Here is a 799-nt window from a genome sequence, read left to right on the forward strand (position 1 = left end):
CATGTTAGTATTAATCTATAAATGTACTTAGCAAAAGTTAGCTTTAAAGCAATAATTATAATGTTAGTAATCAATTCACATGCTTACAATTATTTAATGAAATATCAAAATGACGGAATTGATAAGTATCATTTTGACAAATTAAACGATGGTTTTGGATTTGCTTTAAGTGATTTCTTTGATGACCTCAGAAGTGGATCTTTAATATTCATTCATGAATCAAAACATAATTTTATAATAAATGCAGAAGCACACATGTTAACCTTTAGAGGCGACAAAGAAAGTCCCGAACAATTAAGAAAAAGAATTGATCTATTAGAGCTTGGATTTATGTATTATTTCCCAATTTTATTCAAAACAAAAACTCAATATTTTGGAAATATTAATATTGGTATTGGAATTAAAAATCTACTCTATGGAAATTGGGGTGGCTCTTTAATACAAAGAGCAGTTCACTTTGCTCTAAGACAATTAAGACCAATTCCTAAAAATTATGAACATTATCATTATAGAGGTTTCATAAGCACAGCCATAAACTACTCTTACATGGGTTTTTTTTATCTTGAAAATTATATAGATTTATCTTATTTTTTAGATTACTTTTTTAAAACAAGTATTTCAATGGATTTTAAAAATCAATTTATAGGGATTGAGACTCAACTTTTTTATCAAATTCAAAGCAAAATAAAAGATATAGAAACATATTTAAAAATACAAGAAGCAGAAACTGGTATTGGAATTCAATATAGACCCCCTTCCAAAAATTTCTTTCCATAAAATTCATACACTTCCTTTTCCA

At 26.3% G+C, this 799-nt stretch carries 1 pseudogene (running past one end of the window); it reads left to right on the forward strand.

Features of this window, described 5'->3' with window-relative positions:
- Positions 1-21: 21 nt before the first annotated feature.
- Positions 22-799: pseudogene (locus tag BN1173_RS00580) on the forward strand (hypothetical protein) (it continues 573 nt past the right edge of the window).

This window comes from Borrelia crocidurae, from assembly GCF_000825665.2.
GTDB lineage: Bacteria > Spirochaetota > Spirochaetia > Borreliales > Borreliaceae > Borrelia > Borrelia duttonii.